Source organism: Paenibacillus glucanolyticus (assembly GCF_037333485.1).
GTDB lineage: Bacteria > Bacillota > Bacilli > Paenibacillales > Paenibacillaceae > Paenibacillus_AQ > Paenibacillus_AQ glucanolyticus.
In genome coordinates this window covers 3,389,643-3,403,552 of record NZ_CP147845.1, presented here as the reverse complement: position 1 = coordinate 3,403,552, position 13,910 = coordinate 3,389,643, and the positions used below count along the sequence as shown (strand labels likewise).

The 13,910-nt window shown below is 42.0% G+C and carries 12 protein-coding genes; 1 reads left to right on the top strand and 11 read right to left on the bottom strand.

Features of this window, described 5'->3' with window-relative positions:
- Positions 1-163: 163 nt before the first annotated feature.
- The 4 genes from WDY75_RS16045 to WDY75_RS16030 form a co-directional block, all read right to left on the bottom strand.
- Complete coding sequence (locus WDY75_RS16045) at positions 164-580, bottom strand: YjdF family protein (RefSeq protein ID WP_063479592.1); 417 nt, start codon at positions 578-580, stop codon at positions 164-166.
- 187 nt (positions 581-767) lie between these two features.
- The gene (locus WDY75_RS16040) at positions 768-1,991 is read right to left on the bottom strand and encodes a cytochrome P450 (RefSeq protein ID WP_063479593.1); all 1,224 of its coding nucleotides are present in this window, start codon (positions 1,989-1,991) and stop codon (positions 768-770) included.
- Positions 1,992-2,010: 19 nt separating this feature from the next.
- A complete protein-coding gene (locus WDY75_RS16035; protein ID WP_231888079.1) occupies positions 2,011-2,628 on the bottom strand; it encodes a TetR/AcrR family transcriptional regulator in 618 nt (205 codons plus the stop codon).
- A 302-nt stretch (positions 2,629-2,930) separates the two neighbouring features.
- Positions 2,931-3,923, bottom strand: a complete 993-nt coding sequence (locus WDY75_RS16030) for a LacI family DNA-binding transcriptional regulator (RefSeq protein WP_338840031.1) — start codon at positions 3,921-3,923, stop codon at positions 2,931-2,933.
- Between the two features lie 76 nt (positions 3,924-3,999).
- Between WDY75_RS16030 and WDY75_RS16025 the strand changes: the two genes are divergently transcribed.
- The gene (locus tag WDY75_RS16025; RefSeq protein WP_063479595.1) at positions 4,000-4,827 is read left to right on the top strand and encodes an HAD-IIB family hydrolase; all 828 of its coding nucleotides are present in this window, start codon (positions 4,000-4,002) and stop codon (positions 4,825-4,827) included.
- Between the two features lie 338 nt (positions 4,828-5,165).
- Here the strand turns inward: WDY75_RS16025 and WDY75_RS16020 are convergent, their stop codons facing one another.
- The 7 genes from WDY75_RS16020 to WDY75_RS15990 all read right to left on the bottom strand — a co-directional run bounded on the left by WDY75_RS16020 (position 5,166) and on the right by WDY75_RS15990 (position 13,714).
- Positions 5,166-5,462 carry a hypothetical protein gene (locus tag WDY75_RS16020; RefSeq protein ID WP_063479596.1) on the bottom strand — a complete coding sequence of 99 codons (297 nt, stop codon included), beginning with the start codon at positions 5,460-5,462 and terminating at the stop codon, positions 5,166-5,168.
- Positions 5,463-5,811: 349 nt separating this feature from the next.
- The gene (locus WDY75_RS16015; RefSeq protein ID WP_063479597.1) at positions 5,812-7,017 is read right to left on the bottom strand and encodes an MFS transporter; all 1,206 of its coding nucleotides are present in this window, start codon (positions 7,015-7,017) and stop codon (positions 5,812-5,814) included.
- A gap of 50 nt (positions 7,018-7,067) precedes the next feature.
- Positions 7,068-8,528: an Msr family ABC-F type ribosomal protection protein gene (locus WDY75_RS16010; protein ID WP_063479598.1), complete on the bottom strand. Its 1,461-nt coding sequence runs from the start codon at positions 8,526-8,528 to the stop codon at positions 7,068-7,070.
- A 796-nt stretch (positions 8,529-9,324) separates the two neighbouring features.
- Positions 9,325-9,450 (bottom strand): hypothetical protein, encoded by a 126-nt coding sequence (locus WDY75_RS16005; protein WP_269148271.1) that lies wholly within the window; start codon positions 9,448-9,450, stop codon positions 9,325-9,327.
- 25 nt (positions 9,451-9,475) lie between these two features.
- The gene (locus WDY75_RS16000; protein WP_063479599.1) at positions 9,476-10,117 is read right to left on the bottom strand and encodes an ABC transporter ATP-binding protein; all 642 of its coding nucleotides are present in this window, start codon (positions 10,115-10,117) and stop codon (positions 9,476-9,478) included.
- A gap of 14 nt (positions 10,118-10,131) precedes the next feature.
- Positions 10,132-11,646: a hypothetical protein gene (locus WDY75_RS15995; RefSeq protein ID WP_063479600.1), complete on the bottom strand. Its 1,515-nt coding sequence runs from the start codon at positions 11,644-11,646 to the stop codon at positions 10,132-10,134.
- 1,522 nt (positions 11,647-13,168) lie between these two features.
- On the bottom strand, positions 13,169-13,714 hold the full coding sequence (locus tag WDY75_RS15990) for a helix-turn-helix domain-containing protein (protein WP_036639127.1): 546 nt from the start codon (positions 13,712-13,714) through the stop codon (positions 13,169-13,171).
- Positions 13,715-13,910: the final 196 nt, after the last annotated feature.

Genomic DNA, 13,910 nt, shown 5'->3' with positions numbered 1-13,910 from the left:
GAAGCTGATCAATCTGACCGGCTTCTTTCTTGTCTTTATTAAACTAACGTATCCCGTTAGTTTAATGAACGATCAAATTTCTTTAGCCTAGCTTATAGAGAATTAAGAAAAAAGAAGCAAGTCTATAAGACGTGCTTCCTCTGAGACGCTAGTTTGTTTTTGACTATTTGCCCATGTGCTTCTTCTTCGCTTTTTGAACTTTAAGTTGATATTTTCTTTCATTTTCTTCAAGAATTTGTTGGCGATTACGCACTTTTCGTTGAAGTTTCCTGGATTCGAGGTCCAGCTTTATTGCCTCCTGAGCATGGCTAGATAAACCTCGCTCGGCAATCTCCTTAGACGCTTGGCGAGCTAGTCTTTTCGGATTTACTCGAGTGTTTTTACTTCGTTTCGCATCCGTTCCTACCTTCGTAAGGTTCATCAATTCCATCATTTTCTCGCTAACGAACTCTAATATCTCCGTATCCTTTGGCTCGTTACCAAAAATATGACGACAAGCTTTTAGACGTCCCTGTTCTTCCTGCTCAATCACATCAATCCAGTACTTACAACTTTCATCAAACAATACGGTAAGCTTCACACTTACTCCCCCTCTGTTTATACTGGAGTGATGGACATCCCGAGGGGGGAAGGTCACTGACACTAGAGCTAACCCTGTGCGACCGGACTACCAATCGATCTGTGTTTTTACACTCCTTTAAGGTTATATCACATTTTTCACAATGGTTAAACCGTTCCATTAGGCTCGTTAGTAATATGAAACAGTATTAGAAACGGACTGGAAGGCTCACCAAAGATCGCAGCGTGCTGTAATGATATGTCAAGTCCTCCGGTTTAACGTCAAGACGCAGGTTGGGAAAACGCCGCAATAGAGAGCTGAACGCGATTTGCCCCTCCATACGGGCAAGGGGCGCCCCTAAGCAAAGATGGATTCCTCTACCAAGGGCCAAATGATCGATCTCTTGTCTTGTGATGTTCAGCCGCTCTGGCTCGTCAAAACGGCTTCCATCCATATCCGCTCCGGCCAGAGAAACTACAATCATCTCGCCTTTTCGAATCCGTGTACCGTGTATCTCGATATCCTCATCTGCAACTCGGCTTGTGATCATGACTGGACCCGCATACCGCAGCAGTTCTTCGACTGCTGCCGGCAATAGGGTCGGATCCTCCTGAAGCAGTTGCATTTGCTCGGGATGCTGCAGCAGCGCCAGGGTTCCGTTACCGATCAGATTCACGGTCGTTTCATGTCCTGCCGTAATGAGCAGCCATATGGTGGAGAGCAGCTCGTTCTCGTTGAGCTTATCTCCCTCGTCGTAAGCCTGGAGTAACCCACTGATGACATCGCTCCCGGGGTGCTCTCTCTTTTCGGAAATCAAAGATTGAATGTAGTCAATAAACTCCTGAAGGGCTCCTTGGACTAAACTTTCTTGGCCGGGGTTTAGCGCAGCCCGAGCCAGCTTGTGGGTCCACTCACGAAAACGTGCCTGATGATGGCTGGGGATCCCCAGCATCTCCGATATCACGATGATAGGCAGCGGATAAGCAAAATCCGAAATGAGTTCCATCTTGCCCTGGGTGGCTACCTTATCCAGCAGCTCGTCGGCAATATGTTGGATTCGCGGACGAAGCTCTTCAATCATACGGGGCGTAAATGCTTTGGAGACCAAACGCCGCAGCCGGGTATGATCGGGAGGATCCACCGTGAGCATATTGGGCATATTCTTGAACCATTCAAGCAATTCATTGACGGAGTTGTTCTGGGGTGAGGCTTTTTGCTGTGAAGAGTACTTTCGCCGATCCGAGAGGAACCTGGGGTCCTTTAAAATTGCCGAGACATCCTCATACCGAAAGGCTACCCAAGCTTCGCCCATGCCAAAAAAGTCATCAAGCCGATAAAGTCCTTCCTGATGTTGGGTCAGCTTTTGGTAAAACGCATTAAAATCACGCATTGTATCCGGCGATACAAAATCGTTGCTTGTTATGCCTTTCACGGCTGATCACCTCTTTACTTTAGTTTTCCATACCGAATCGGATCATGTCACAAAAAGCGTCCAGTTCCTTCATAAGGCTACGGGTATAGGTTTCATCAATGTGGTTCATACCGTTCGTCTCCTCCAGAAACTTCGTTTCGAAATGTCTGGTTACGGCCATGACGAGCTCGAATGCATGCTTGCGGTTTATGCCTTCGCGAAGCGGCACCTTGTCGAAAAGCCTTACGAGCATCGCTTGGCGGGTTTCGCTGACCTGACCATACTTATCCTCGACTTCCTCCTTCAGGCCATCGGGTGTGGCATAAAATGCTTCAAATACTAACTTCCATTCATCAGAATGCTCTCGAAAATAGTCGAGCTTCGCATGGCTTAACTGAGAAATAGCTGTAAAAAAATCGGTGTGTTCCGTCCACTCATCGTAATGGATGCCGGTTCGGACTTTCTCAAAGCAGTGGTCAACCAAGCTAAGATACAGTTTCTTCTTACTCGTGAAATGATGAAAGATCAAAGCTTTGGAGATACCAGCAGCTTCCGCTAACATTTCCGTTGATGTGTTCTTGTAACCGTTGCGGGCAAACACGGATAAGCAGGCTTGCAAAATCTTCTCTCGTTCGTAGAGCTGTATCGGCAGATTCATCACCTCTTTTTGAATTTGCTGACCAATTGGTTAGTAAAATCATACAGGATGCTGACCTGTTGGTCAATATAAATGGGAAAAAAATCCTCCTGTGGAGAGCAGAAGGATTTATTGAGGTTACGGTAGTGTAAAAGAACCACTGAATATCTTCTTGTTTAGAAATGCTCCATTTTGTCTAGAAATTCAAGTACCACAACGAGAGTTCTAGTAACGCTTCAATTCCTCTTCAGACATGTAACATTCCTGACCGATAGAAGGATTTCACTATCCTTCTTTTTACTTTGTCTTTCACTTCACTTTTCTTAAGTAGAATTGCGTATAATCAGCGTAGCCTTGTAGGTTTTCGCTATAGGAGCAGATCGCATCCCCTTCAATCTCCGGGTAAGACATTCTGTAACATCCCTGACCATATCGGGAATACAATTGGTTAATGTGGTCAGTTCCGGATTAGTCATCAATCCCACAGGATGGTTATCAAATCCGATGACGGACATTTCTTGAGGCACGGATATCCCCCTTTGCTTGGCTGCTTTCAATATACCTGTAGCTACAAAGTCACTACCTGTTATCATTCCATCCGGCAATGGATCAGAAGTAAATAATTGTTCTCCCAAGGCATAACCATCTTCCATAGACACCAGACCCGTATAACATTGTGATCTCGTACACGCAAGGCCGAATTGTTGGTGAGCCAGTTGAAACCCGTTCCATCTTTTCTCTTGCAATAGTGTCAGGTGATCCATACAGAAAAACAGATGACGGCGTCCCTTGGACAGCAAATATGCTGTCGCTTGAAAGACCGCATCTTCTTCATCCAATCGAAAGACATCGAGAAACTCTCCGTCCATCGCTTCGTTGCATATGATTCCAATGTAAGAACCTATATATTTTTTAATTTCTCTCTCCGAGAAATGGGAATGAGCAATAACCACGGCATCCATTTCTCGACGTAACAATCGGGCATACACATCACGTTCATACTCGCGGGATAATTCGGTCTGATAGATAACAAGTTGATACCCCATTGAGCTTAAAGATCGACTTAATGCACCTACAAGCTGACTGAAATAGGGTTGCTCCACATCCGGGACAAGCACACCGACATGATTGCTTGCCTGTAGACGCAACTGAACCCCCTGCGTATTGCGGACATAACCCAGCTCCGTAATGGCTTTCTGTACTTTTTGTCTGCTTTCAACAGATACATGAGGATGGTCGTTTAACACACGTGATACCGTCGACTTGGAGAGACCACTTACACGTGAAATATCAATTATGGTGGGCAAAATTAACACCTCATCTAAAGTATTGACCTGGGAACGATTCCAGCAATTATGATACCATTAACAAACTATAGGAGGAGTCACACTCATGGAAGTTATCTATACCCCCACTGTAGCCGAATATCTGATATTGTTTGATTTTGACGAAACGTATTACCCGCATGAATGTTTGCCTGAACAACTCAACATGGTGTACGAACTGGAACAATACCTCCAGCACCTTGCCAGAAATCATCAAGTAAAGATAGCTTGGGTTACCGGAAGCAGTGTTCAGCAATTACAAGCAAAAATGAAAATAGCCGATATGACGCAGCTCCCCCATTTTATAGCGAGCAATCTGGGCACAGAGATGTGGGAAGTCGAGCCTGACGGACAACTGGTCACTGTTCCTTCATGGGCAAAGATTATAAGGACATCCGGATTCTCTCGAAGAGATGTAGAAGATTTAATTAGCGAATTAAAATCAACATTCAACATTGTCCTTCACGAACAGACTCAATTTGGTCAATTCGGATATAAAATGAACTACTATTATTATCCGGTATCAGCAGCCAAAACCCAATATGATATAAGGATCATCAGGCACCTGGCTGCAAATCACGGGATCGGGATTAATATCAATATTTGCAATCCCAAGGCGGGTGATCCGGAGCACGCATATGATGTCGATTTTATCCCCGTTGGAACTGGAAAGAAAGCGGCTGTGCAATTCCTGATAGAATATTGTCAGGTACTTCTGTCCAAAACATTGGCCTTCGGTGACAGCGGAAATGACATCGAGATGCTTCGGATGGTTGCCCATGGATATCTTCTCCAGAACGCAACGGCAGAGGCAAAATCATGCCACAACAACGTAGCTCCTTATCCTTACGCCGAGGGAATTTTGCATGTGTGCAGAAATTTCTTTGGGGAGTAATTCATGTTATGGTGTTTACTCAACTATTGTACAATACAAATACCGCCGATTTCCTCTACGGAGAAGGGCGGTATTTGCATAGTCACGGCTTTACTAAGCCTATCAACAGACCACCCCTGTCCCTTTTAAAGCTCCATGCCTCATATTCAATTGCATGTCTTCCTCCAGACCTCTGTATGCATTGGAAGCGAGCAGTCCGCGCAGGGCAAAAGTGAGAGCAGTGAGATCATCTATAGTAAGCATCTGCCAATCCATCATCCACTTTCCAAGAGTCAAAATACTCACCAAACGATTTAGATCTCAATCATCAATGAGTATTAAAAATTCTAATTCTTAATCTAGAAATTGTATTTTTCAGGATTCGTAAAAAAATCAAGATAATTATATCTTCCAATAGGTTCAAAGGTCTTCCTATCCTCATTGAATTCTAAAACAATTATATTTCCTCTCAGTCCAGAATTAAGTTCTGTTTCAACTATGGCTATTCTGTTCTCAGCTAGCTGTACAACTGACTCGCTTACGAATGATGGATTGGATGTATTTTCCTCATTATTTTGGGGGAATGGCTTAAGAGCGATAAGTATAAGACAAATTAAGATTCCAATCAAAATATTTGTATTGATTTTTTCCTGCATTGCTTTCCCTCCTACTAAGATTTTTTAAGTATCTACATATATAAAACAGATTGTATCAAATAAAGTTTGGTTTCATATCGGGATATATTTAAAGCCAATAGTTTGCCACAATATAGGTTGTTTATTAGTTGTTCTTTCTCGCTTGAAATACTAAGTTGTTTTCTTATGAGTTTATCTCACACCCTGGATCTTCGTCGCAGCCAAGAATTCTTTTTCATTTTTCTTTCCGGTGTAGAACAAGGAGCAAGATCCACGGCGATCTTGCTCCTTGTTTGTTGTGTTCGGGGAAAACAACCTGCCCAGGCCCTGTTTATTTCGAACAACATTCATTCGAACACTGACCGATGTGTTACTTTTCTTTACCTGTATCATAAAACTTGACAAATATAAAAATTCCGATCAAGGCCACGACAATCCCAGACCAGAAAAACCAAACTTGAACCCCGAATCGGTCGGCAACTGGTCCTGCCAAAGCGAGCCCGATCGGAGAAGACAATAGTCCAATACTCGTGACAAATGAGAGCACACGCCCCAATATTTCAGGCTCGTAAGACTTCTGAATCATCGCCATGTAAGGACCGTTGAACAAAGGCGCCGCCGCACCCATAAGGAAGGATAGGACGATGAAAGCAAGGAACGCATCGCTCCCTAGTACCCCGCTCAGGACGCAGGCCAATCCAATCGCAACCAAGCTCAGGCTCATATAAGTGGAATCCTTCCACTTAGAAGCAAGAACCGACAACAGGGCACCACCAAGGATCATGCCAATTCCGAATACTGCTTCAATCAGGCTGGCGCTATAACCCCCGCGGCCGAAGTGAGACAGCGTCATCAGGGGAAACAGCATCGCCAGAGGCATAAAAACAACGCTAAAGATCGCCATTGCGATTGTAATCGTGACAATGGACTTTTCAGACAGGAACGCTTTCCAACCGAGAGTAAACTCCCTACGGAACGAAGACGTTGGCATGATCTCCGGCTTCGGTTGATGAATATTGACCAATAGAAGCATTAGATTAGCGATTAATGCACCAACCACATCCAAGAGCAATATCGTTCCTAGTGAAGTAGCCGAGTATACCGCTATTCCGAGCGCTGGTCCGAGTACGCTGGATGCGGAGAACACTAACTGATTCCAGCCAGCCACCCTGGTTAATTGTTCTTCCGGCGCGATCAGAGGGATCGCGGCTTGGAACGAAGGGGCATGGAAGGACGAGGCTATTGATCGAATAAATAGTATTGCATACACGACCCATAAACTTGGTTCGCCCCATAAGTAATAGGCGCCTAAAACCAAACTGGAAAACGCAATGACGCTGTCAGAAACGATCATTGTAAGCTTACGATTCCATCGGTCAAGCCAGACGCCAATGAATGGGCCCAAGAGCGCTTGTGGCAGGAACCCGGCAAGACCTGCAATCATCAGCACGGTAGCCGACCCCGTCGTCTCAGTCAAATACCAGATGATAGAAAACTGAACCATAGAAGATGTTAGAATCGAAAAAATTTGCCCGCTGAAGATGAATGCGAACTTCTTTTTCCATTGCATATACATGAAGTCTTGTACCCCCTAAATTTGTTCTTTCGGATCGCCTTACTTACACATTACTTCAATCGTACAAGTCGGCCATCCCTTACCTCATACACCTGATCGGCGACACCCTCGCGCAGACGGACATCGTGAGATATAAATATGATGGTGCCTAGGTAATTTCGCATCATGGTCTCAAGTGCTTCCATGGCGGGAATATCCAGAAAGGTACTCGGTTCGTCCATAAGAAGGATGTTATAGCGTCCAAGCAACAATTTGGTTAACTGGAGCTTTATGATTTCGCCGCCGCTTAATACCGATAGCTCTTTGCGAACATCCTGGTGTGTGAACCCCAAAGATGCGAGTACCGCCCGAATGTCCGAAACGGGGTATTCACAGTTATCCTGCATAAATGCCATTACGTTCTGTTTCTGGTCGAACTTGTAACCGTTCTGGACAAAATAGCCGATTTCCGCTTTGGGCGATAATGTAATACCGTTCTCTCTATCGCGGATCATGTTGAACAACGTTGTTTTTCCGGCTCCATTTGCACCGGTTATCGAAATCTTGCCTCCGAGCGGGAACTGGAAGGACACATTGTCGAATATCACTTTGTCTCCGAACCGTTTACTGATTTCGTATCCCACAACCGGAAATGGATTGTGCAATTCCAGGGCTTTGCTCTGCCGGAATTGAACGTTTCGTATGGCTTCAGGCGCAGTGACTTCGCCAAGCGATTCGATTCGCCGTTCCATATTTTTGGCTGCGTTATGAAGCTTCTGCTGCTTGCTGCCTTGGGATTTCTGATGGCTGAGGCGTCCGCCACTATCCGTTCTGTTTTTTCTGCCTGCTCCTTTCACCTTTTGATCAAGCTTTCTGGCCTGAGTTTTCTTTTCCTCAATAGCCAGTTCCAGCCGTTCACGTTCCACTACATATTGTTTATATTCGGCAGCCTGGCTTTTTCGTTCTTCTTCTTTCTGGGCCAAATAGTCGGTATAACCACCCCAATATTCGGTGATCTTCCCTTCTTTAAGCTCCCAGATCTTATCTATGACCTGGTCTAGGAAGTAACGGTCATGACTAATAATGAGCAACGCCCCCGAATAATGTTTAAGTCGGTTTACGAGGAAGTCGATGCCTTCACGATCCAGGTGGGAGGTCGGCTCGTCGGCAAAAATGCCATGCACCTCTCCCGACAGTGCCTGCGCGATTTTTAACCGCGTCTCTTCCCCGCCGCTCATTGTCTCCACCTGTACCTGACTGACACCTAACTTGCCCGCTATGGCGTGATCCTGTACATCTTGGGTAACCGCCTCTTCCAATTGGGGAATATAGGTAAACGTCCCCTCCCTTGCAATCTTGCCATGCTGCAAAGGCATTTTGCCTAGCAACGCTTTGAGCAACGTACTTTTCCCAGCTCCGTTGGTGCCAACCAGACCGATTCGATCAAACTCATACAACTCCAACTGCTCGATATCAAGTACGCCGCGCCCCAAAAATTCCACATAAATATCCTTCGCTTTTATCAATAACATACTTAATCCTCCTTCGAAAATCGCAGTTTCCGTTTTTCCGTTCGCAGGCTGACCCGCGATTTACTTAGAGAGGATTAAATAAAGAAATACAGATGTATGCCTCGCATTGTTACGACTCCTTTGATAGTTGGATTCAAAGCAATAAAAAAACAGACCCAAGTCCGAATAGGGGCTTTGGTCTGCTTTGAATTACACAATTGGACAGAGCGAAACAAGGCACAGTAAAAAAGGCCGTAGAGATCGCAATCGATGTCCTCATACGTAAAGATAAGCAACTCAAAAAAGCCCACATGGGTGGAAATAAGCCTTTTTATCGTGTGCTTACCAAATACGTGGAATCATAGATCGCAATCCTCCTCAATTTTTATAGTGGAATCGTAACATCGACTACTTCATATGTCAATGTTCCCGTTTAAATTATCCTCCGGATTTTTACAGAACACACTCCGCCCTTTTTTATGTCATTCACCATTGATTCAAATAATCAATGCAACTTTTCTTATGAAATGTAATCAGTTGCCCAGTTCCCCAACACTCTCATCGCAGCAAATCTAAAACCAAGGAGCATATCCGCCAGAACCGTCATCGAGCTTTTCCGCTTTAATGAATTCAAGAACGATATCCTCATCAGTAAAACTCTCGATAAGTTTTCCTTCTCCCCTAGTAACTGCCAAGCCTTTTCAAATCAACAAGTTGAAAGCACTATCGCTCACCAGCATATTCAGTTTCGTCGTAATATATAAGTTACTGTTCGTTAACTTAATGAAATTGCATTTTAAAAATTTTAGGTACTTATCTAATCAGCTAACAATCGATAGCGCTCTTCGCTCTCCTTCAAGGCCTTTATAATCGGTCTAAATGCCTCAATGGACTGCTCGCTCAAAAACTCTTTCATACTTCCCGATTCTAATTCCGTTCCCAATAGAACCCTCCCCTCTAGAACCACGTTATGCTTTTACTTCTTCCACTGCATGTTGACGAATCTGAAAAACGTGATCACACAAAATATTGATATCTTCCTGGTTATGGCTCGTTAAAATTATAGTTCTACCCTCCTCCTTGAATCTTAAAAGCAATTGCCGTATCGAATGGACACTATCGATGTCTAAGGCATTAAATGGTTCATCCAAGATCAAAACGTCTTGATTTTCCATAATCGCCTGAGCCAGCGCAAGCTTCTGCTTCATCCCTAGTGAGTAGTTTTTCACCTTTTGTTTAGTCTCAGGGTCGAGACCTACAAGAGTCATTGCCTGCCTGATCTCCTGATCACTGATCAATTGCTGAATTCTAGCCAGTCTCTTTAAATTTTCAAAACCTGTTATTCCACTAATGTATCCAGGACGATCAATCACAATGCCAAAGTTTTTGGGGAACATGGATTGTTTATCCCGATAGGCGGGATTAATTATAATTTCTCCTGCATCGGGACGTATGAACCCACAAATCATTTTGAACAAAACGGATTTGCCAGATCCATTATGACCGATAATTCCGTAAATTTTCCCTTTTTCAAACTGGACGGTTGTATTCTCAAAAAGTTGAATACCTTTAAAGGATTTACTCACGTTTTTAATATGAATTAGCGTCATAAGAGACTCCTTTACTAAAATGAAATTTTTCGTTTTCTAAACAAGTAAGCAATTATACCAATCTCTATTAAAAGATAGATCAACAGCACGATAGATGTACTAAATACGCCAGTACCGTCATCCGTAACATAACCCATACTATTTAACCCAGATGGTAGCCATTGATTTGTATTTAGTATTGGTAAGCCCGCCACCGCCAGAACACCGAGTGCAATCAAACTGTACATTGCTTCATGCCAAACCCAACTTACAATAAATACGATAAGTATGTAGTTAAGCATCTGTAAGAATCCATTCATAAAAAAATGATAAAAAATATAAGGAAAGAGCTCTGTCATACTCTCAGTAGTATCAAACGCTAGTGTTCGTCCTTGTATGAGACCAACTAGAATAGTGGCAAAAGCTAAAAAAAGTAGTAGGCTAATCACACTCAAAATAGTCCTTTTCATTAACTGGAAGAACCAACGGTAAAAAGACTTATATCGAATCATCAGGTAATAGATATGTCCGTTTAATAGATTACTCAAGTGAAGTTGAAATAAGTACACAAATCCTAAAAACACAATGCAGAAGTAAAGGTAAATATAAAGCGAAAACCCATCTTTAGATACACCGTAAAAATTGAAATATAAGTTCTCCCAGACATGTAGAACCTTTAATCCTGAATGTGTGAATTGCGTAAAAATTCCTATTAAACATATAGAGCTATATATAATAAAACGATAATGGTCAGATAAAAAGATGGCTAAACTCTGTAAAAAGCCCTTACTCCAAAGGACGATAAGGGAAAGAGAGATTGTAATGATCAAGATTAATAGAATAAATGATGGAAGAAAAGAATCAAATGTAGAATATGCAGAAGAAAGAATGCTGTAATTTGTTACATTTCCCAAAACGAATACAGCAGGGAAAATTTTATATGAGATGATCGCTCCTATAAAAAGAAACAAACTAGTACCGGCAATTACATTCATCCTCGGGAAACGTGCATAAATAGATGCTGTAACAACATGTAGCGTAACTAAAAAAAGACTGAGCAGTGCAGTTTGTAAGAGTAAAATGATCCAAGGAGACAAACCAGTTCCCTGTAAAACAAAAACAACATTATTTAAAGGTGAATATGTCATTCCCCAGACACTCCACTCATTTTCAACTGGAGTACCCATAGCAACTAAGAAACTAACCATTACGGAAAAAGTCTGGAATATGAACAGCATTGGGCTTAACCGACTTATTGTATGGAATATCCATTTTGGAAAACTCTTAAGTCGAATAAGTAGAGTGTAATCCCATTCTTTAATGATAAGTTGACTTGAAAAAAACAACCAAAAAGGTAAATAAAAATAGATGTTCAAGAAAGGACTGCTCAAAAATGTGAAAATTATGTCCCATTGATTCAACGGAAGCTGTTCAAGATTATTTGTAGCAAAAGTCACACGAATACTCCAGCCATAGAGGAGAATAATGATAATGAAAATACTCCACTTCCATGTGGTAAATTCATCAAAGAGCTTTTTAATATAACTCATAACAAGGTATCAATCCGTTCCAAATTCTTATTTACAAAGAAAGCAAGGATGGTACATATGATGAGAAGAAATAACAAGGGTATAAAAGCTGTCCAAATCGGCAATTGCATGTAGCTATACGGAAATATTGCATCAGGAAACCTAAAACGCATTAAACTATTGTCTAATCCCATCACGAAACTACCCAAAATATACATAAGAAAAGGGATGGATAAGGCCCAAAACTGGTTACGTATAATGATTACCAAAAAAAATCCAATCATAGCATAAACAGCAGCATTAAAACCCACCCAACAAGAATATAGAAAACCGTATGTTAGCGAACCATATTGTAGGAGTTGTGTGAAGGTATGTCGCGTATAGGAATCCTGAATGACTGTAGTTTCAGTAAGTTTGTAGGCTTCAGGTTCAAAGTGAATTAACCCTAACGGCTGAACAATATAGAAAGAAAATAAAAAATACCCGAACGTGAACACAAAAAAAACACCAAATGTGGTTAGGCTGTTAGCTATAAATTTTATCAATAACATCTTTCGAAGTGGAATTCTCATACGGGTATATACCAAAAATCGATTTTTTATTTCCTGAGAAAAGGAACCTACATAAACCAATGTAGCCAAAAGTACAAAAATAAGAGGCAATATACCCTCAAGCATGAAAGTGAAGACATCCAGACGATCTCGGAAAGAAACACTATTACGCTGCACTATAAAATAAAAAAAAGGCCACAACATAAGAAGAAACCAAATCACGATTCGTTTGATAGAAAGAGAATTTTGTATCTCTTTCATAACAGAGTAATTTTCTATGTTAACAACTTCCCTTCTCTTCAGTAGGCATCCTGTTGACGAACATCAACATTCTGTGCTGCAGTAGCATGCATACTTAAATCAGCAGAACCACCCGTAGCAGCCTTTTGTTGAATAGATGAAGTCATATTTCGATTATTACCTGGTAGGGTTCTTGACTCTCTCGCTATTTGAAATGGTTAGATAGACTGCGATTTTACATGGGAACGAATATAAAATTGGTTATCAACACGCCTCAAAGTCTTCATGTCAAGTATAGCGAAGAGATATATTATTCAATTAGATTTAGTTTCGAAATTTAACACTCCAAATATATACCATAAAATATAAAAAAATGGAAACCTTAATTCGGGTTATAATATTTATAATATTCCATGTTCGCTGCAGCTTTACGTCGCCACGGTAGTACATGTCAGCTAGGTGCCAGGCATCCAGGGCATCCGTTTTGACTTTGCGCCTACTGTGTCCCTTTTGCTCGTTCGGGTTGCAACCGATTCACCATGTAATAGGTGTAGCCACCTTGAAGCCTACCCAACATTTCCCCGAATTGTTCGAATCCACTCGTTCCATGTTTTCTACAGCTTTTCCATAGGACTCGTTTCGTTTTCCGAAACGCCTGTACCACACTTGAACCTTTAGCGACAACAGGTTCAATCTCCTCACTCACTTTATATGAAGAATAATTTATTCCCCCATATTTTTTTCATTTGAACTTAAAAAGTTGGAGGTGTCGATACGGCAATGACCAGGGTCTCTCCTCTCCATACATTCTTATAGCTATGCGGCGTCCTGGCATCGAAATAAATACTATCTCCCTCTTCTAGCGTATATCTATCATTCCCTAGCATAAACTCCAAGCACCCCGACTGGACATACAGAAATTCCTCTCCTTCGCTGTGTCCTACACCCACATCACCAGAAGTCGCACCCTCTTCAAGAACCCCCCATATGGGTCCCATCTTATTTCTACTTCCCTCGCTAAGGGAATACCACGTAATACGTGAGCCTTCAGAATGTAGCAATGGTTTACGTTCGTTTTTTCTCACAACGATGCTTTGCTCTTTCTCTCCAAATAGATCAGTAAAATTAACATTCAACGCATTGGCAATCCTTTTTAGAACACTGATCGAAGGATTCGCTTTGTCCCGTTCAATTTCGCTGAGAAAAGATAATGAAATGGATCCCGCCTTTGCCACTTCTTTAAGTGTTAATTTCTGTTTTTTTCGGGTATTTCTAATGACCTCGCCTATAGAATTCATCTTTCATTTCTCCTACACATTCATTTTTTTCGCTGTCAGCGAAATTTATATTTGATAATAATCAAAATATTGAGTAATAGCAAGCTTTCTTACGAAGGTTCAATTTCGGTGCAAAAACGTTGATTTACCAGCATTATTGGACTAAGATTTTAACAAGGCAGATGTGCAAATATCATCCCGGGACATTTACACATAA

Coding starts and splice junctions, on each gene's coding strand:
- WDY75_RS16035 (WP_231888079.1), bottom strand. CDS start 2,628: ATGAATCTGCCGATACAGCTCTACGAACGAGAGAAGATTTTGCAAGCC.
- WDY75_RS16025 (WP_063479595.1), top strand. CDS start 4,000: ATGGAAGTTATCTATACCCCCACTGTAGCCGAATATCTGATATTGTTT.
- WDY75_RS16020 (WP_063479596.1), bottom strand. CDS start 5,462: ATGCAGGAAAAAATCAATACAAATATTTTGATTGGAATCTTAATTTGT.
- WDY75_RS16015 (WP_063479597.1), bottom strand. CDS start 7,017: ATGTATATGCAATGGAAAAAGAAGTTCGCATTCATCTTCAGCGGGCAA.
- WDY75_RS16010 (WP_063479598.1), bottom strand. CDS start 8,528: ATGTTATTGATAAAAGCGAAGGATATTTATGTGGAATTTTTGGGGCGC.
- WDY75_RS16000 (WP_063479599.1), bottom strand. CDS start 10,117: ATGACGCTAATTCATATTAAAAACGTGAGTAAATCCTTTAAAGGTATT.
- WDY75_RS15995 (WP_063479600.1), bottom strand. CDS start 11,646: ATGAGTTATATTAAAAAGCTCTTTGATGAATTTACCACATGGAAGTGG.
- WDY75_RS15990 (WP_036639127.1), bottom strand. CDS start 13,714: ATGAATTCTATAGGCGAGGTCATTAGAAATACCCGAAAAAAACAGAAA.